Genomic DNA, 17,201 nt, shown 5'->3' on the forward strand with positions numbered 1-17,201 from the left:
AGGAGCCTTGCATGAGCATCGTTGCCGACAACATCCTGCCCGCGCCTTCGGGCGTGGTGCAGAACACACCTTCAGGCGTGGTGCCGCCACGCGCCAGAACGCAGGCGCCCACGCGTCCGCTGCTGGCCGTGGCGCCCGCCAAATTCTGGAGCATCGGCCTGCTTGCCAGCATCGCCTGGGCCTTGCTCGGCGCGTTGACTTACCTGTGGCCCAACAAGCCCGCAGGCTTCAACGAGTGGACTTACACCGAAGAGTTTGCCTGGATTGGCTTCGCGGTGGCCGTGCTGCTGTTTGCGCTGGTGTTGGCCCCGGTGCTCACGCCATGGCACGCAGCCACGCAGCGGGTGCGCCCGTTGGGCCCTTGGCTGGTGGCGCTTGCGGTGGGCTTCTCGCTTTGGCAGGTGTTCACCGCCAAACTCGGCACGCTGCCACCGCCGTTTTTTGCACCGCCGCAGAGTTTGGTGGAGGTGTACGCGACCGACTACGCACGCCTGGCCGAAAGCGCCGGCAACTCACTGCGCTTGCTGGTCGTGGGCATTTCCATCGGCGCCAGCGTGGGCTTCGTCATTGGTGTGTTGATCGGCTGGTCGCGTCAGGCCAGCTACTGGATTCACCCGGTGCTGCGCATTCTGGGCCCGGTGCCCACCACGGCGCTACTGCCCATCAGCTTCTACTTCTTTCCGTCGAGCTGGTCTACCGCCATTTTCTTGATTGCGCTGGGCATGGCTTTTCCGGTGGCGGTGCTCACCTGGTCGGGTGTGGCGAACGTGCATAAAAACTACTACGACGTGGCCCGCACGCTGGGCGCCTCGCAGTGGTTCCTGGTGCTGCGGGTGGCCATTCCGGCGGCCTTGCCGCAGGTGTTTGTGGGCTTGTTCATGGGCCTGGGCGCGGCGTTTTCTACGCTGGTGGTGGCCGAAATGCTGGGGGTCAAATCTGGTTTGGGCTGGTACCTCACCTGGGCGCAAGGCTGGGCGGCTTACCCCAACATGTATGCCGCTTTGATCATCATGGCGCTGCTGTTCTCGGGTGTGATCACCCTGTTGTTTGTGCTGCGAGACCGGGTGTTGTCGTGGCAGAAGGGGGTTGTGAAATGGTGAGCGTGGTCGAGAAAGAGGCGCCTGCAGCAGTGCAAGGCAGCGTGAAAGGCTCACGGATCGATGTGCGCAATGTGAGCCATTGGTTCGACTTGCCGGGTGGCGCCTTGCACGTGATCGACGAGTTGGACTTGTCAATTGCCCCGGGCGAATTCGTGGCCTTGCTCGGCCCCAGCGGCTGCGGCAAAAGCACCTTGTTGCGCCTGGTGGCGGGGTTGGAGCCTGCCACCACGGGCAGCTTGCTGCAAGACGGCAAACTCATCACCCAGCCCGACCCGTCGCGCATTGTGGTGTTTCAAGATCCCACGCTGTTCCCGTGGCGCACGGTATGGGACAACGTGGCGCTGGGTCTGCAAGCGCGCGGCGTGCTGAAGGAGCAGCGCCATCGTGTGGAGCAAGCGCTGGAGTTGGTGGGGCTGGCGTCGTTTGCCAAGGCTTTTCCGCACCAGTTGTCGGGCGGCATGGCGCAGCGCGTGGCGTTGGCGCGGGCTTTGGTCAACGACCCCAGCCTGCTGGTGCTGGACGAACCTTTGGGTAAGCTCGACTCGCTGACGCGGTTGACCATGCAGACCGAACTGGTCGAGTTGTGGCAACGCACCGGCTTCTCGGCGCTGCTGGTCACCCACGACGTGGAAGAGGCGCTGTTCATGGCGCAACGCGTGGTGGTTTTCTCCGCCCGGCCTGCGCGCATTGCCGAAGTGCTGGTGAACGACCTGCCATACCCACGCCACCGTGGCGACCCCAAATTGGCTGCACTGCGCCATCGGGCGCTGGCGTTGCTGGGCCTGGATGCGAGCTGGTAAGCAACTTTTCTTATGGCGAACTAGGTGGCAGTGTCTCCCGAGATAGTCAACGGCCTGCTGGAAGGCCTGCAGGCCGCGCAACAAGGTCTGCGTACCGTGTTGTCGTGGGTGGGCTTGGCGCCCGACGTGCATGGCCAGCCTGCGTGGCCGTTTTCGCATCGCCTATCGGCGGAGATGCTGGTGGTCGATGCTGGCCACGCGCGGCGTATGCTCACGGCACTGGGCGCGAGCGTGTTTGCCGCTGGCCTGGTCATCTGGTCATTCTTTTGGCGACGCGCCCGCGAGCGGCTGTGGCTGCTGGCTGTGGCGGTGCTGGTGTTGACGCCCTGGCCCGATGCAAACCTCATGTTGACCGCCGCCGTGCCCACCAGCCTGCACCAATCGCCCAGCGGCTTTACCGCGCAAGGCATTGTGCGTGGCCAGGCGGTGTACCAGCAGCAATGCATTCGCTGCCACGGCGCCGACGGCCGGGGCGAAGGGCCAGACGCGGCCAGCTTGCCGATGTGGCCACCATCACTGAACGGTGCTCTGTTGTGGAAGCGCCTTGACGGCGAGTTGTTTTGGCGCGTGCGCGAAGGCATGCAAGGCCGTGGCGGTGTGTTGACCATGCCGGGTTTTGGCCATGCGCTAAGCGACCAAGAGGTGTGGGACGTCTTGGACTACATGCAAGCCCATGCTGCCGGTCAAATGCTGCGCGAGAGCGGTGCGTGGGAGCGGCCGATTCGCTTGCCCGCCTTGGCGGTGCGTTGCCGTCGCGATTCCACCATAGACAGCACCACGCGTGACTTGCTGGGCCAGCGCATCCGTGTGGTGCTACCTACCGCTGCGGGCCTGCCCGAACAAGACCCGCGTCTGGTTGACGTGGTGGTCACCGCGCGTCCACAAGACGCGGGCGACGACCCCGAGTGTTTGACAGACGGCCCCGCCGCCATGACCGCCTTGGCCTTGGTGCTGGGCGTACCCCAGGCGGAGTTGCCGGGCTACCAAATGATTGTGGATCGCGCGGGGTGGCTGCGTGCGCGTGGCTTGCCGGGGGCGCCTGCGTGGTCGGAAGATGACTTGGTGTGCCGCTCTGGTGTGAGCGCGCCCGTCACCCACAAAGCCAACGCCGCGCCCGGCGAAGGGCTGGATGCCTTGGTGCGCCGCATGGACGCAGAGCCTGTGCGCTTGCTGCGTGGTGGCTTTCCGCATTGAAATGAATTCACTATGAATTTCAGAGCTGCTTACGCAGATGCAGAGTGCGTGGGTGGTCCATTTTGCTTAAGAATTTTTACCCTCACCGCTATCGTCAAAAACCGCATGCCCAAACACGTTTTCCTTCGTTGGAAAGTTCATCACAGGGCTAGATGATTCAGTGTCCTGAGTTAGAAGTTCGCTGAAGAAAGCGGCTCAGATAACCGCCATGCGGCGTTGCAAATGCGCGCCATGCCAAGAGGCATGTCTGTGCTTTGCGCCTTGCCTGGCGGCTATCTGAACCACTTTCATTTTTCAGCGCACTTCCAACTCAGAACACTAGGCATTGACAACATTTCACCTTGCAGGAGTTTTCTCACATGGCAGTCCAGTTCATCGGCATGATCCAGCCGCAAGAGGTTTCAGAAACCATTGCACCCAAAGGCCCGGCCCTCAACCCGGCCTACGTGCGGGCGTTTGCGCAGGCGCATGAACACGCTGGGTTTGACCGCGTGTTGGTGCCGGCCAGCTCCACCAGCCCCGACCCGTTGTTGACGGTGGCTTATGCCGCTGCCGCCACGCAACGGGTGCACTTCCTGCTGGCCCACCGCCCCGGCTTTGTGTCGCCCACCTTGGCCGCGCGCCAACTGGCGACACTCGACCACTACACCGGCGGCCGTGTGGCCGTGCACTACATCTCGGGTGGCTCGGACGAAGACCAGCAGCGCGACGGCGACTACTTGGGCCACGATGAACGTTACGCCCGCACCGACGAATACCTGCAAGTGCTGCGCCGCGTGTGGGGCGAAAGCAAACCGTTTGACTACGACGGCACCTACTACCGTGCCAAGGGCGCATGGAGCGAGATCAAGCCCGTGAACGGCAACCGTGTGCCAATCTTCTTTGGCGGTGCTTCGGCACCGGCTCTGAAGGTGGCCGGTAAACACGCTGACGTGTACGCGCTATGGGGCGAGTCGTTGGCGCAAGCGGGCGACCTGGTGCGTCGCGTGCGGGCCGAGGCCGCAGAGCATGGCCGCGAGCTGAACTTCAGCATTTCGTTTCGCCCCATCTTGGGCAAGACCGAAGACGAGGCCTGGGCCCGTGCCGATCAAATTTTGCAAGACACACGTCGCTTGCGCACACAGCAAGGTTTTGCGCGCGGTGCCGGGCCACAGCAAAGCGAAGGCGCACAACGCCTGCTGGCCGATGCCGCCAAGGGCGACCGCGTGGACGAACGTTTGTGGACGGCGATTGCGCGAGAAATTGGCGGGCGCTCCAACTCCACATCGCTGGTGGGCACGCCCGAGCAAGTGGCCGATGCGCTGCTGGAGTACTACAAGCTGGGCATCACCACCTTCTTGATCCGTGGCTTTGACCCGCTGGTCGACGCTATTGAATACGGCCGCGAACTGCTGCCGCTGGTGCGCGCCAAGGTGGCCGCATTGGACGCCAAAGTGGCCGCGCAAGCCCAGGATGTGCATGTGCAGCCGCTGGAGCGCAAGGCGGCTTGAACAGTTTTTAAAAGTTGGGGAAATCAAGACTGGGGAGTCTTGATGGATAGAGGAAGAGAGAGAAAAAGGGGAACGATAACGGGCAGATTGGGGATGCCCAGGCGGTGCGTCACCCATAACCTTTGAACGGGTTCTTGGGGGAAAAGGTGACGCGCTCTTTGTGCCGGCAGAGCCCAGTGATTCACATCACTGGAATCTGTCGGCATTTTTTATGGGCGTTTGAAAGATGCGCTGCTGGCAAAATACGGGCAACCTCTTTACCGCGCCCACGTCGCCTCTATCCACGCATGTCTGAACTCTCTGCTCCGGTGACCACGCTGCTGGTGGCAGACGACCACCCGCTGTTTCGCGCAGCGGTGATCCACGTGCTGCGCGAGTCGCTGCCATCGCTGCAGGTGTGGGAGGCCGCCAGCGCCGCCACGCTGCGCGCGGCGCTGCAAGAGCACGCGGATATCGAGCTGGTGTTGCTGGACTTGGCGATGCCGGGCGCGCACGGTTTCTCGTCGCTGCTGCACGTGCGTGGCGAGTACCCCGATATCCCGGTGGTGGTGATCTCTTCTAACGAACACCCACGCGTGGTGCGGCGTGCGCAGCAGTTTGGTGCGGCGGGGTTCATTCCGAAATCGGCACCGGCTGACACCATGGGCGAAGCGATCCGCACCGTGCTCGATGGCGGCAACTGGTTCCAGCCGATGGCGGCTGAGCGCTCCGAGGCCGACGCGCAGTTGGCCGCACGCTTGGCGCAACTTACGCCGCAGCAGTTTCGCGTGTTGTTGTGCCTGGCCGATGGCCTGCTGAACAAGCAGATCGCGCACGAACTGGGCCTGGCGGAAAACACCGTGAAGGTGCACATCACAGCCATCCTGAAGAAGCTGGAGTGCTACAGCCGCACCCAAGCTGCTGTGCTGGTGAAGGGCCTGGAGCCGGAAAGCGGCGGCAACTGAGTCTCTTGCGCTGCAAAGAACGTGTTTACGATCTCCTGCGCGGCCCCTCGGAGATCGTCAACACGTTCTTATTGGTGGCGCAGCAACATCTGGCTCATCAACGCACGCAGCGCGGGCGGGCGCACCGGCTTGGCCAGCAGGCCCCAACCGTGTTCGCTGGCTTCTTGCCGCAGGGCTTCATCGCGCTCGGCGGTCAGAAGAATGACTGGCGGCTCGCTGCCCCAAATTTGGCACAGCCGGGCATAGAGATGCGGGCCATAGACGTTGCCCATGCGCACGTCCAACAGCACAAGTTGCGGCACTATTGCTTCTCCATCGATTGCCTGCAAAGCCTCTTGCGGGCCACCGGCAAAGGCCACGTCGCAGTCCCAGCGTTGCAGCAAAGCGCGCATGGCGTCGCAGGCGCGCGGGTCGTCGTCTATGCACCAGCAGCGGCGGCCGCGCAGGGGGGAGTCGTCGAGTGCCTCTGGCGCGATTGGCGGCGGAGGCGCGGTTTGGCTGGCCACCGCGTCGCCCAGCGGCACACGCACCCAGAACACGCTGCCCCGACCCAACTGTGAGCGCAGGCCGATGCGGTGGTCGAGCACACGGCCAATGCGCTCCACAATGGCCAGGCCCAGCCCTGCGCCCCGGTCGTCGCCCTGGCCTTCGTCCAGGCGGCGAAACTCTTCAAAGATCTCGCCTTGCAGGCTCTCAGGAATGCCTGGGCCCTGGTCGTGCACCTCGATGCGCAAGTGGTCGCCATCGAAGCGGCAGCCGATCAGGATGCGGCCTTGGCGCGTGTAGCGTACGGCGTTCGACAAGAAGTTTTGCAGGATGCGGCGCAGCAGCGCCTCATCGGTGCGCACGATGTAGTGCGTGGGCACGCCGCGCAGTTGCAGACCGTGGCTCTCTGCCAAGATGCCGAACTCGCGCACCAGCGCATCCAGCAGCGGGGCCAGTGCAAAGTCGCGCACACGCACCTGCAGTTGGCCGGCTTCCATACGGGCAATGTCGAGCAGGCTGTTGAGAATGCCGTCTTGCGCCATCAGCGCGCTTTCCACGTGGTTTGAGAGTTGCTGGCCGGCCTCGTCGTGCACGTGGCCGCGCAGCGCGGATAGAAACATGCGCGCCGCGTTCAGCGGCTGCAGCAGGTCGTGCACCGCCGCCGCCACGAATCGGGTTTTGTAGCGGTTGGCGTTCTCGGCCTCACGCTTGGCTTGGGCCAGGTCGTGGGTGCGTTCGTCGATGCGGTGTTCCAGTGCGTCGGCCAGCGAACGCAGTTCGCGCGCGGTGTTTTTGTAGCTGGTGATGTCGGCGTAGCTGGTGACGAAGCCGCCCTCGGGCAGCGGGTTGCCGCGAATCTCCAACACCGTGCCGTCGTCTTTTTCACTCTCTCGCAAATGCGGTTTGCCGCTGCGCAAATGGTTCAAGCGGCGCTGGATGGCTTCTTCGATCGGGCCGGGGCCGAGCAGCCCGCGACGCGCGTTGTAGCGAAACAGGTCTTCAATCGGCTGGCCGATTTTCAGCAGCCCGGCCGGAAAGCGAAACAACTCCACGTAGCGCGAATTCCAAGCCACCAGTTGCAGATGGCTGTCGATCACCACCACGCCTTGGGGCAGGTGCTCCAGGCTGCGGCTCAGGCCGGTGTCGGCCTTTTTGGCGGCCAGCACAATGCCGTCTTGCGCCGAGCGCAGCTCTTGCGCGTGGTGCTGCAGCACCGCCTCCAGCTCCTGGCGGCTGCGCAGGCGCAAGGCCCACAGGCGGCGCCGCTGTTGGATGAACAGCACCAGCAACGACAACGCCAACCAGATGGCGGCCGCCGCAATGGCCGCCGCGCGGCCGGCGACGGTGCTGGCGTGGGTGTCGTGCAGCAGGTGCAGGCGCCATTCAGGCTCTGGCGCCTGCAGGGTTTGCCAAAGCAATTCACCGCGCTCGGGGGGCTGCTGCACGCGCACGATGCTGCTGTCGTCCGTCAGCGTTTCCTGCGTGGTGTAGTGCAGTGCCTGCAATTGCTGGTCGGCGTATTGCCGGGTGGTCATCAGCTCTTGCTGGTCTTGCGGGCTGAGTGGTGCAAGCAGGCGGTAGCGCCATTCGGGGCGGCTGGCCAGAAACACCACGCCGTGCGCATCGGAGGCGAAAACGATGTCTGGCGTTTGCAGCCATTCGCGCTCCAACTCGGCCAGGGCGATCTTGATCACCACGATGCCGCGTACCGTACCGCTGCTGTCCAGCATGGCCTGCGAAAGAAAGTAGCCTGGCTCGCCGGTGGTCAGCCCAATGCCGTAAAACTGGCCTTTGCCGCTGGCCAAGGCCTGCTGCACATAGGGGCGAAAGCTGTAGTCCACGCCCACATTGCTGCGCGGGTCGCGCCAATTGCTGGCAGCCAAGGCCGTGCCCTGGTGGTCGATGAGGGTGAGGGTGGACGACAGGCTGGCGCCGTTGGCGCGCTCCAGCTTCAGGTTGAGCCGCGCCACGTCGGCCGGCGACAGCGGGCGCGACACGGCGTCGCGCAGCTCCACATCCAGCGCCAGCACCTGGGGCAGGGTGCGGTAGCGGTCTATGCGCTGCTGCAAGGCTTGTGCATACAGTCGCAACTGGCCGCGTACGTTGTCGCCTTCTTCGGCCAGCGCCCGGTCTTTGGCAAAGCGGTAGGTGCCCAATACCGACACCACCAGGCCGCCAACGATGATCAGCGTGATCAGCAAGGTGCGTGGGAAGCGTTGGAAATGCATGCCCGGAGTATCGCGGCAAGCCCGGATTTCAGTGTGTGCCGGGGGCAAAACCGGTCTACGCACTTCTACTTAATACCAATAGGTTATGGGCGAACCGGCCGCCAGGCGTTACAAACTGGGCCGGGCGCGCCTGCGTGCCCAGATCACTCGAATGACCAGGAGCCAAACCATGCTTGCCATCCCCACCCCAACCGCCGCGCCCGTGCGCTTACCGTTTTACCGGCAGCTCTACTTTCAAGTGGTGCTGGCCATCATTCTGGGGGTGCTGCTGGGCCATTTCGAGCCGAAGTTTGCGGCTGAATTCAAGCCGCTGGGCGACGCCTTCATCAAGCTGGTGAAGATGATCATCGCGCCGGTGATTTTCCTGACCATCGTCACCGGCATTGCCAGCATGACCCACCTGAGCACCGTGGGCCGGGTGTTTGCCAAAGCCATGGCTTACTTTTTGTTCTTCTCGACCCTGGCGCTGGTGGTGGGCCTGGTGGTCGCCAATGTGTTGCAGCCTGGCACGGGCATGCACATCAACCCGGCGGATCTGGATCAGAAGGAAGTGACCTCCTATGTCGCCAAGTCGCACGAAATGACCTTGGTGGGCTTCGTCATGGACATCATTCCCAAGACGCTGATCAGCCCGTTTGTGGGCGACAACATTCTGCAGGTGCTGTTGGTGGCCGTGTTGTTTGGTGTGTCGCTTGCCATGGTGGGCGATGCGGGCAAGCCGGTGCTCAATTTCCTGGAATCGCTCACAAAGCCGGTCTTCAAGCTGGTGCACATCGTGATGAAGGCCGCGCCGATTGGTGCTTTTGGCGCCATGGCGTTCACCATCGGCAAGTTCGGCCTGGGTTCGCTGGTGAACCTAGCGGGTTTGGTGGCCACGTTCTACATCACCTCGCTGCTCTTTGTGCTGGTGATTTTGGGCGCCGTGGCGCGTGCTTGCGGGTTCTCGGTGTTCAAGCTGATCCGTTACCTGAAAGCTGAACTGTTGCTGGTGCTGGGCACGTCGTCTTCTGAATCCGCTTTGCCGTCGCTGATGGAAAAGATGGAAAAAGCCGGTTGCAGCAAGTCGGTGGTGGGGCTGGTGGTGCCCACGGGTTACTCGTTCAACCTGGATGGCACCAACATCTACATGACCCTGGCGGCGCTGTTCATCGCGCAGGCCACCGACACCCATTTGACGCTGGGCCACCAGGTTGCTTTGCTGTTGGTCGCCATGCTGAGCTCCAAGGGCGCAGCCGGCGTGACCGGCGCGGGCTTCATCACTCTGGCCGCCACCTTGGCCGTGGTGCCTGAAGTACCGGTGGCCGGCATGGCGCTGATTTTGGGTGTGGACCGCTTCATGAGCGAATGCCGCTCGTTGACCAACTTCATGGGCAACGCCGTGGCCACTGTGGTGGTGTCGCGCTGGGAAAACGCGCTGGACCGCGACAAGCTCAAACTGGCGTTGGACGGTGGCCCTACGAGTGTGGACATCGATGACCTGCCGCTGTCGACAGCAGTGCCTGTCGGCAAGTAAACTTGGTTTCTGCCCCTTGATGGGGTGTTGAAAAGAGGCTCCACACGGAGCCTCTTTTTCATTTGCGCTGCTTCAAACTGCGGCAGGCCCGGCTTGAAGGGCAGACGCAAAGCTGCGATCCCACAGCGGTGCCACTTGCGCCGGGCCGTCCAGCACACCGAGTTGCAAGAAGGTGTCGGCCACGGCCTGGTGGCCTTTGACCACGTTGTCTGTCACCGGGCGCAGGTCGAAGTCGGTGCTGCGGTTGTTCCACAGCTCCACCAGGTCGCCCACGGCCACGCGTGTTTCGGCCGCTTGGGCCCGCGCGTAGTCCAGGTAGTTGGTGTTCGACCACAGGTAGGCGCGGCGCAGGCGCTGCAGGTAGTCGCTGATGGCCGCATGTTTCAGCGGATCGGCCACCGACTTGGGGTTGGCATACACCGGGAAGTTGCCCGACAAGTAACCCAGCCCGGTTTTGATGACACGTGCCCCAAAACGCTGGCGGGCCAACTGGCCGTTGTAGCCGTAGATGGCCCAGGCGTCGAGGTCGCCACGGTCAAAGGCCGAGAGACCATCGGCCGGCGTGAGGTTGATGGCATTGATGTCGCTGAACGACAAACCAGCCTCGGCCAATTGCTTGCTCAAGAAGTAATGCGCGGTGGTGGCGCGCACATAGCCCACGCGTTTGCCTTTGAGGTCGGCAATCGACTGGATCGGCGCGTCTTTGCGCGCCAGCGTCACCTGGTTGTTCAGGTCTTCTCGCACCACGGCGATGAATTTCACCTGCGCCTTTTGCCGCGCGGCAAACAGCGCCGGAATCTCGCTGCCCGAGCCCACGTCGAGTGCATCGCCGTTGATGGCTTCGATGTGCAGCACACCGTTGTTGAGTTCGTGCCATTCGATGCGGTAAGGCGTTTGCGCCAGACCTGCGGCGGTGATGAGCGGGCGCCACAAACCCTTGTAGGTGGCGATGCGCAGCGTGACCTTGGACAGGTCGGGCGCGCCAGCGGCGGGGGCGGCGAATGCCGGGCCGCCGATGGCGGTTGCGCCCACGGTGGAAAGGGCGCCCAGCAGCAGGCTGCGGCGGCGTGGGGAGGTCAGGTCGTGGGTCATGGGCTCGGACTTTCAAACAAACCATTGGGCAGTAAAAGCTCGTGAGCATGGGCCCGCGCTGCCTGGCGACAAAGACCAAAGCGGAGCATCGATATGCAGGAAATGTTTCTCCGGTGACCCAGTAATGGCAGGGCGCAAAGCCCTCATGCCGAAACCGCATGTCCTCACGCGGTTTTCTTCGTTGTCGGGCGCGACGGGGCTCCCTAGAGTCGGGGCTGCCAGAACACGTTCTTACTCCCCTACAGAAAGCGCACCCATGTCCGCAGTGTTGTCCCCGCCTGATCTCCAGCAACTTGCCCGCAGCGTGAACCGCCCGCTGAACACGCCGCCGCAGCGCCACGATTGGTTTGAGGCGCCCGCGCCGCGCACCTCGCATGCGGCAGAGCGTCGCCATCGGCAAGAAACGCTGGCCATCGCGTTTCGGCTGTTTGCTCAGCAGGGTTTTGACTACGGCCTGGCCGGGCACATCACCGCGCGTGACCCGGAATTTACCGACCATTTCTGGGTGAACCCGCTGGGCATTCACTTCTCGCAGATCAAGGTGTCCGACCTTTTGCTAGTGAACCACAAGGGTGAGATCGTCATCGGCCAGGGGCCGTTGAACCGGGCTGCGTTTGCCATCCACGCGGCATTGCATGAAGTGCGGCCCGATGTGGTGGCCGCTGCACATACCCATTCGACCTATGGCAAGGCCTGGTCAGCTCTGGGCCGCAGGCTCGATCCGTTGTCGCAAGACTCCTGCATTTTTTACGAAGACCACGCGCTGTTCGACGACTTCACCGGCGTGGTGTTGGAGACCGACGAGGGCTACCGCATCGGCAAGGCGCTGGGCCAGCAAAAGGCGGTGATCTTGCAGAACCACGGCATCTTGACCGCAGGCCCGAGTGTGGAGGCCGCTGCCTGGTGGTACATCGCACTTGAGAACACCTGCAAAGCGCAACTGCTGGCCGAAGCCGCCGGTGCGCCGCAACCCATTCGCCCTGAAGTGGCACGCCACACGCATTTGCAGATTGGCGGCGCCGGTGGTGCGGTGTTTTCGTTCAAGAGTTTGGCCGACGTGTTGGTGCAACGCGAGCCCGAGGTGTTGCTGTGAACGCGGCGCTTTCACCGGCCCAAGTGGCTGGCACGCTGGCCGCCACGTTTGCCACGCGTGCGGTTGAGCACGACCGCGACGGCAGCTTTCCGCACGCCAACTTTGCCGAGTTGCAAGCGGCAGGGTTGCTGTCTTTGGCCGCGCCACGTGCCCTGGGCGGGCAGGGCGCAGCCGCCAGTGTGTTGGGTGAAGTGGTGGGTGCGATTGGTTGCGCCTGCCCGGCGACCGCGCTGGTGTTGACCATGCAGTTCATGCAGCACCGCGCCATGGGGCGCCAAGGGGCCGCCTGGCCCTATGCGCTGGCCGCGCAGTTGGTTCAGGAGTCGGTGAACGAGGTTTCGTTGGTGAACGCGTTGCGTGTGGAGCCTGAACTTGGCTCGCCCGCACGCGGTGGCTTGCCCGCCACGGTGGCGCGCCGCACGGCCGACGGCTGGCGCATCACCGGGCACAAGGTTTATTCCACCGGCGCGCCGATTTTGCGCTGGCTGGTGGTGTGGGCGCGTACCGAAGAGGTGCCGCCGCGCGTGGGCTCGTTTGTGGTGCGCAGCGACGCGCCGGGTGTGCAGATCGTGCCGACCTGGGATCACCTGGGCCTGCGCGCCAGTGGCAGCCACGATGTGTTGTTCGACGATGTGCCGCTGCCCGAAGACCACGCGCTGGAGTTGCGCCTGCCGCAAGAGTGGGCCCATGGTCCGGCGGCCGAGCAAGCAGCTCAAGCCATGCAGGGCGAGATGGCCTTGCTGCTGGGATCTCTCTACGGCGGGGTGGCCCGCGCCGCGCGCGACTGGTTGGTGAAGTTTCTGCAAGAGCGCAAACCGGCCAGCCTGGGCGCGCCGTTGGCGAGCCTGCCGCGCGCCCAAGAAGCCTTGGGCCGCATTGAAGGCCTGCTGCTGGTGAACCAGCGTTTGCTGGCGAGCCTGAGCCAAACGCTTGACGCCGGTGGGTTGCCACCGTCTGCCGAGAGCGGCTTGATCAAAGCGCAAACCACGCAAAACGCGGTGGAGGTGGTGCAAGCCGCGTTGGCGCTCAGCAGCAACCACGGCTTGTCGCGCCACAACCCGCTGGAGCGCCACCTGCGCGACGCCCTGTGTGGCCGCGTGCACACGCCGCAAGACGACAGCGTGTACGTGACCGCTGGCCGCCGTGCGTTGGGGCTTTAAAAGCCTGCTCGGCGCCGTTCCGTCATCTCACCGATCCATTTTTAAGCTGAACCCAACATGTTAAGACGCCAGTTTCACCGGGTAGCCCTCGCGACTGTCTCCGCTGCCACAACCATCCTTGCCGCCCCGTGGGTGCAAGCCCAGGCCCGCCCGGTGCTGCGCGCTGGCGACCAAAAAGGCGGCCTGCGTGCCTTGCTCGAAGCCGCCGATGGCTTGAAGGATTTGCCTTACGACATCCAGTGGAGCGAGTTCCCCGCCGCCGCACCGCTGGCCGAAGCGCTGAACGCCAATGCCGTCGATTTAGGCCCGATTGGCGATGGCCCCTTGCTGTTCACGCTGGCGGCAGGCAGCCGCGTCAAAGCTTTTGCGGCCAACCGTTCAGATTCGTACGGCACGGCGGTGCTGGTGCGCCTCGACTCCACGTTGAAAACGGCGGCCGACCTCAAAAGCAAACGCATTGGCACCAACCGAGGCTCGGTGGGCCACCTGGTGGCGCTCAAGGCGCTTGAGTCTGCAGGCTTGCGCGCGAGTGATGCCGACTTCCGTTTCTTGCCTCCGCCCGAAGCCAAGTTGGCGTTGACACAAGGCTCCATCGACGCCTGGTCGACCTGGGAGCCCTACACCGCACTGGCCGAAACCGGCGGCCACGCACGTGTGTTGGTGAACGGGCGCGGCTTGATGACGGGCTTGAGCTTTCTGGCCGCTACCGACGACGCCCTGAAAGCCAAGCGCCCCGTGCTACGCGACTTTCAGCAACGTGTGGAGCGGGCGCAACTCTGGTCGTACCAACACTCTGCCGAGTTTGGCGCGGCGCTGGCCCGCATCATCGGCATTCCCACTGATGCCGCCAAGCTGCAGTTTGAACGCCGCGCCACGCGCTGGATTCCCATCGACGCGCAGGTGCTGAAAGACCAGCAAAACACGGCCGACTTCTACCTCGCCGCCGGCCTGATTCGCCAGCGCCTGGACGTGAGCGGCACGTTTGACGCAGCACTCTGACCGCACTTTCTTAGCATTTCAAAAGGGAGATGAGCCTATGACGACACCGCTGCAACTCTCGTTGCGCCCGATGTTTGGCCGGCTGTTGGGCGACCCCGTGATTGGCAAGCCCACGCTGCCGCCGAGCAACCCACGCTGGTCATTCGCCATCTGGGCCGCTGCCTTGGCAGGCGAGCCTTTGGCGGCACGTGACGAGGTGCCCGCCTTGCCGGGCAAGAGTGAGACGGGGGCCGGAGACGCGCCACCGCCCACCAGTGTGGAGCCCACGCGCGCCTGGTCACTGGTGCAGGCAGGAGATGCCTTGCTGGTCGACGTGCGGTCCAGCGCCGAATACCGCTTTGTGGGGCATGTGCCGGGCAGCCTGCATTTGCCCTGGGCCGAGGGATTGCCGTTGATCCGCAACCCGCTGTTTCTGCGCGAGTTGGAAGCCCTGGTGGCCGATGCCGCCACGCCGGGTTTTCCGGTGCTGTTGTTGTGCCGCAGCGGCAAACGCTCAGCCTTGGCTGCACAGGCCGCAGCGCGTGCCGGTGTGCCGAACGTGTGGTTTGTGCGTGAAGGCTTCGAGGGGGATCAAAACGACGCCAAGCAGCGCGGCCGTTTTGATGGCTGGCGGTTTCACGGCCTGCCGTGGGTGCAGGACTGACGCGTCTTAGCCTTCAACGCGACGGCATCTCAAACACCAAACACGTGGTCGTGGCATGCGCGTAAAGCGTGCCATCTGGCCCCACCAGCCGCGCATCTGCCGTGGCCAACTGGCGGCCGCAGTGCAACACCTTGCCCTCAGCGCGCACCAGGGGTACTTTGGGGGTCAGCGCTTTCACAATGTTCACGCTCAGCTCGGCCGTGGTGTAGCCCCGGCCAGCCGGCATCATCGAATGCACGGCGCAGCCTAACGCCGAGTCAAGCAGGGTGGCAAACCAGCCGCCATGCACCGTGCCCATGGGGTTGAGCAGCGCGGGGCTCGTGCGCCCTTGAAACACCGCGCGCCCCAGTGCCACTTCCATCAACTGAAAGTCCACCGTCTTGGCGATGGGCGGGTAGGGCAGTTCGCCGGCCAGCATGGCTTGCATCATTTCCAGCCCGGTTTTGCCGACCAGTTGATCGGGCCGGGCCACGCCTGGGCCGGCGCCCGCCAGCATGCGTTGGGTCATGTCGGCTTCGGCGGCCAGCCAATCGGCGAGGTGGTCTGGTTGGGCTGCAGATTTCGCTTCAGATGTCGCAGCGGTAGTGCTCATGGGGTGGCCTTTCTCCAAGTTGGGTCAAAATCCAAAACATTGCATATGCAATAATTGCAGATACAATGATGCCATGATTGCACCCGCCCCTGTTTCTTCAGATGTCGCCTCCGCGCCAGAGGTGGCGGTCAAGCCGCAAGGCTGTACCAACCTCAAGTTGCGCCAGTTGATGCGCCGTGTGGCGCGTTTGTACGACGCCGAGTTGGCCGGCGCCGGGCTCAAAACCACGCAGTACTCGCTGCTCACCTGCCTGGCGAAAAAGGGCCCCATGCGCCCGGCAGATTTGGCCAAGCTGCTGAAGATGGAAGCCTCGACCTTGACGCGCAACGTGCAGCCGATCATCGCCGCCGGTTGGGTGGAGCAAAGCGCCGGGCCCGATGGCCGCAGCCGCATGCTCACGCTCACCGAGGCCGGCCGCGAGAAACGCCAGTTGGCGCAGCGCCGCTGGCGCGTGGCGCAAGAACAGTTGAACCAGTTGTTGGGTGCCGAGCGCGTCATCGCGCTGCACCAGCTTGTCGATGAATCCCTGGCCCTGCTGTCGCCAGATGCCAACGAACCTTTCGAGGAAATCTGAATGTCCACCCCTTCGAATCCATCTTCGAACTCATCTTTGACCCCATCAAAGATCCACCCCGCGTGGCTGATTCTGCTGGCCGCCGCCGGTGCTTTTGCGCTCACCATGGGTGTGCGGCAAAGCATGGGCTTGTTTCTCAGCCCGATCAACACGGCCACCGGCCTGGGCGTGGGACAGATCAGCCTGGCGTTTGCATTTGGTCAACTGTGGTGGGGCCTGACCCAGCCGTTCGCGGGAGCCATCGCCGACAAGGTGGGCGCCGGCCGCGTGGTGCTCACGGGTGTGCTGTTGATCGTGCTGGGCACGTTCATCACACCCTTCATGACCAGCACCTGGGGTTTGATCTTAGCGATTGGTGTGTTGTCTGCCGGCGGTGCTGGCATGGCCGGGCCGTCGGTGCTGATGGCCGCCACCACCCGTTTGCTGCCACCGGAGCGGCGTGGCTTTGCCACCGGCGTGGTGAATGCGGGCGGCTCGTTTGGTCAGTTTCTGGTCGCGCCCTTGGCGGGTGTGTTGACCGTTGGCATGGGCTGGGCCAGTGCCTTGCAGGTGTTGGCGGTGTTGACCCTGCTGGCGCTGCCGGCTGCGTGGGTGCTGCGTGGCAACAGCAGCAGCGTGGCCACATCGGCGGGTGCGCCCGTGGTCAATCAAACAGCTTCAGAAGCCATTCGCACGGCGCTGCGCACGCCCAGCTATCTGATGCTGAGCGCGGGCTTCTTCGTTTGCGGCTTCCACGTGGCGTTTTTGGCAACTCACTTGCCGGGCGTGATCGAGGCTTGTGGCTTGTCGCCACAGTGGGGCGGTTGGGCCTTGTCGGTGCTCGGCCTGTTCAACATTGTGGGCAGTTTGACCATGGGCTGGGCCATCGGCCGGTGGCGCATGAAGTCCTTGTTGTCGCTGGTGTACGCCAGCCGCGCCATTGGCATCGTGGTGTTTTTGCTGGCACCGAAGACGGGCACCGTGGTGCTGGTGTTTGCCGCGTGGATGGGCATCACCTTCCTTTCGGTGGTGCCGCCCACCGCCGGGTTGGTGGCCAAGATGTTTGGCACGCGTCATATGGCGATGCTGTTTGGCCTGGTGATGCTGGCCCATCAAATCGGTGGCTTCTTGGGCGCCTTGCTGGGGGGCAAGGTGTTTGCGGCCACCGGCAGCTACAACTGGATGTGGTACGCCGACATCACGCTGGCGATTGGCGCTGCGTTGGTGCATTTGCCGATCCGTGAGGCGAAGTTGGCGCCGCGTGTGGCGGTTGCGCCTTCAGCCAAGGCGGCTTAGGGACTGTGGCGTCGGCCG

15 protein-coding genes are annotated in these 17,201 nt (G+C 63.7%); 12 read left to right on the forward strand and 3 right to left on the reverse strand.

Annotated elements, in window-relative coordinates; translation table 11 throughout:
- Window positions 1-11 precede the first annotated feature (11 nt).
- The 5 genes from ACPWMG_RS12770 to ACPWMG_RS12790 all read left to right on the forward strand — a co-directional run bounded on the left by ACPWMG_RS12770 (window position 12) and on the right by ACPWMG_RS12790 (window position 5,528).
- Complete coding sequence (locus ACPWMG_RS12770) at window positions 12-1,100, forward strand: ABC transporter permease (RefSeq protein WP_483305009.1); 1,089 nt, start codon at window positions 12-14, stop codon at window positions 1,098-1,100.
- A complete protein-coding gene (locus tag ACPWMG_RS12775; RefSeq protein ID WP_483305010.1) occupies window positions 1,094-1,900 on the forward strand; it encodes an ABC transporter ATP-binding protein in 807 nt (268 codons plus the stop codon). Before ACPWMG_RS12770 ends, ACPWMG_RS12775 begins: the two co-directional genes overlap by 7 nt.
- Before the next feature lie 24 nt (window positions 1,901-1,924).
- The gene (locus tag ACPWMG_RS12780) at window positions 1,925-3,094 is read left to right on the forward strand and encodes a c-type cytochrome (RefSeq protein WP_483305011.1); all 1,170 of its coding nucleotides are present in this window, start codon (window positions 1,925-1,927) and stop codon (window positions 3,092-3,094) included.
- 359 nt (window positions 3,095-3,453) lie between these two features.
- On the forward strand, window positions 3,454-4,584 hold the full coding sequence (locus tag ACPWMG_RS12785; RefSeq protein WP_483305012.1) for an LLM class flavin-dependent oxidoreductase: 1,131 nt from the start codon (window positions 3,454-3,456) through the stop codon (window positions 4,582-4,584).
- Window positions 4,585-4,871: 287 nt separating this feature from the next.
- Window positions 4,872-5,528 carry a response regulator gene (locus ACPWMG_RS12790; protein WP_483305013.1) on the forward strand — a complete coding sequence of 219 codons (657 nt, stop codon included), beginning with the start codon at window positions 4,872-4,874 and terminating at the stop codon, window positions 5,526-5,528.
- Window positions 5,529-5,596: 68 nt separating this feature from the next.
- Here the strand turns inward: ACPWMG_RS12790 and ACPWMG_RS12795 are convergent, their stop codons facing one another.
- Window positions 5,597-8,242 carry a hybrid sensor histidine kinase/response regulator gene (locus ACPWMG_RS12795; RefSeq protein ID WP_483305014.1) on the reverse strand — a complete coding sequence of 882 codons (2,646 nt, stop codon included), beginning with the start codon at window positions 8,240-8,242 and terminating at the stop codon, window positions 5,597-5,599.
- A gap of 169 nt (window positions 8,243-8,411) precedes the next feature.
- On the opposite strand from ACPWMG_RS12795, the gene ACPWMG_RS12800 reads away from it, so the two are divergent.
- Window positions 8,412-9,755 (forward strand): dicarboxylate/amino acid:cation symporter, encoded by a 1,344-nt coding sequence (locus ACPWMG_RS12800; protein ID WP_483305015.1) that lies wholly within the window; start codon window positions 8,412-8,414, stop codon window positions 9,753-9,755.
- A 72-nt stretch (window positions 9,756-9,827) separates the two neighbouring features.
- Here ACPWMG_RS12800 and ACPWMG_RS12805 read toward each other — a convergent pair whose 3' ends face one another.
- Entirely contained in the window at window positions 9,828-10,847 is a 1,020-nt protein-coding gene (locus tag ACPWMG_RS12805; protein WP_483305016.1) for an ABC transporter substrate-binding protein, read from the reverse strand.
- 256 nt (window positions 10,848-11,103) lie between these two features.
- Between ACPWMG_RS12805 and ACPWMG_RS12810 the strand changes: the two genes are divergently transcribed.
- The 4 genes from ACPWMG_RS12810 to ACPWMG_RS12825 are packed head-to-tail and all read left to right on the forward strand — an operon-like array spanning window position 11,104 to window position 14,742.
- Window positions 11,104-11,940, forward strand: a complete 837-nt coding sequence (locus ACPWMG_RS12810) for a class II aldolase/adducin family protein (protein ID WP_483305017.1) — start codon at window positions 11,104-11,106, stop codon at window positions 11,938-11,940.
- Entirely contained in the window at window positions 11,937-13,100 is a 1,164-nt protein-coding gene (locus tag ACPWMG_RS12815) for an acyl-CoA dehydrogenase family protein (RefSeq protein ID WP_483305018.1), read from the forward strand. The genes ACPWMG_RS12810 and ACPWMG_RS12815 overlap by 4 nt, the downstream gene beginning before the upstream one ends.
- Before the next feature lie 57 nt (window positions 13,101-13,157).
- Complete coding sequence (locus ACPWMG_RS12820) at window positions 13,158-14,099, forward strand: ABC transporter substrate-binding protein (RefSeq protein WP_483305019.1); 942 nt, start codon at window positions 13,158-13,160, stop codon at window positions 14,097-14,099.
- 37 nt (window positions 14,100-14,136) lie between these two features.
- Window positions 14,137-14,742, forward strand: coding sequence for a rhodanese-like domain-containing protein (locus tag ACPWMG_RS12825; RefSeq protein ID WP_483305020.1), 606 nt, complete (start codon window positions 14,137-14,139; stop codon window positions 14,740-14,742).
- 13 nt (window positions 14,743-14,755) lie between these two features.
- Here the strand turns inward: ACPWMG_RS12825 and ACPWMG_RS12830 are convergent, their stop codons facing one another.
- The gene (locus ACPWMG_RS12830) at window positions 14,756-15,334 is read right to left on the reverse strand and encodes a PaaI family thioesterase (RefSeq protein WP_483305021.1); all 579 of its coding nucleotides are present in this window, start codon (window positions 15,332-15,334) and stop codon (window positions 14,756-14,758) included.
- A gap of 73 nt (window positions 15,335-15,407) precedes the next feature.
- Here ACPWMG_RS12830 and ACPWMG_RS12835 point away from each other — a divergent pair, with 73 nt between their 5' ends.
- Together ACPWMG_RS12835 and ACPWMG_RS12840 are read left to right on the forward strand one after the other, a co-directional pair.
- Window positions 15,408-15,908: a MarR family winged helix-turn-helix transcriptional regulator gene (locus tag ACPWMG_RS12835; protein WP_483305022.1), complete on the forward strand. Its 501-nt coding sequence runs from the start codon at window positions 15,408-15,410 to the stop codon at window positions 15,906-15,908.
- Entirely contained in the window at window positions 15,909-17,183 is a 1,275-nt protein-coding gene (locus ACPWMG_RS12840) for an MFS transporter (RefSeq protein WP_483305023.1), read from the forward strand.
- The last annotated feature ends 18 nt before the right edge of the window (window positions 17,184-17,201 follow it).

The organism is Hydrophilobacter chitinilyticus, from assembly GCF_049860745.1.
Taxonomy (GTDB): Bacteria; Pseudomonadota; Gammaproteobacteria; order Burkholderiales; family Burkholderiaceae_C; genus Rhodoferax_B.